Consider the following 1,100-nt stretch of genomic DNA (forward strand, 5'->3'; position numbering starts at 1 on the left):
TCATTAAAATAAGCATAGGGCGAATACTGGAAGCCCCACTCCTGACCCGCCATTTCGAAACGGATAATGCGGTGATTGCTGCGAGCTGGGTGGTTGACTCGACCATGGTAGCCTTCATTCTCTAGACAAAGCTGACACTGAGGATAATTGCTAGCTTGCACCAACTTGGCTGCTGCAATCTCTTTCGGATCCTTTTCAGGCTTAGAGAGGTTGATGGTGATCTCAAGTTCTCCGTAGTCAGATGGAACACGATAAGCAATATTCTTAGAAATAGCCTTGAGCTTGATGTAGTCATTTTTCTGGCTGAGCTGGTAAAAATCCCCTATCGCCTGCTCAGGAGAGTGAGCATAGGTTGTCCAAAAGTCACGATTAACCTGACTTGGACAAGGAGTTACCAAGTCCATCAGTTCAGAACCGAGGATTTCACGCGCAGCCTGATTATCCTCAATCGTCTCTAATCGAACCGCTTCCTCGACCAGCTGGTCCTTGAGGTCAATCAATTTATCTAGATCAGTCTCAACTTCCAAAACACCTTCACCCACTCGCGCCAAAACACGATTGGTTAGGTAGATTCGATCCATTTCCTCAAATGAACTTTCAGCAATAACATGTGTTACAAATTTATCTACTAAGGTCACTATAAAGCCTCCTTTTAACTAGTCAAGGACGCGAGTGCCACCTGCAACTTCAGCGATATAGAAGCTAGGAGCATATCCAACGACTTCCTCGTAGTGCTTGCCTACAGCTTCCTTAAAGGACTCAACAGCGTCTTTTCGCACCAAGGCAATGGCACATCCGCCAAATCCTGCCCCTGTCATACGAGCACCAAGAACACCTTCCTGAGCCCAAGCTGTGTGAACAAGAGTATCCAATTCCAAGCCAGTTACTTCATAGTCATGTTCTAGAGAAACGTGAGATGCATTCATCAAGCGACCAAATGTTTCCAAATCACCTGCTTGAAGAGCTGCTTGTGCTTTGAGGGTACGTTGGTTTTCAAGCACAGCATGGCGAGCACGTTTTAAGCGATTTTCATCTTTAATCAGATAGCTGTATTGGTCAAAGGCCCACTCATCCAATTCACCCAAGGTCTGAATATCCAA

The 1,100-nt window shown here is 45.7% G+C and carries 2 pseudogenes; both read right to left on the minus strand.

What is annotated here, in order from left to right:
- Nucleotides 1-638, minus strand: a pseudogene (locus tag GMD1S_RS10410) (UDP-glucose--hexose-1-phosphate uridylyltransferase); the annotation flags it as partial.
- A gap of 18 nt (nt 639-656) precedes the next feature.
- Nucleotides 657-1,100: pseudogene (locus GMD1S_RS10415) on the minus strand (galactokinase); the annotation flags it as partial.

It is taken from the genome of Streptococcus sp. GMD1S, from assembly GCF_000296875.1.
Taxonomy (GTDB): Bacteria; Bacillota; Bacilli; order Lactobacillales; family Streptococcaceae; genus Streptococcus.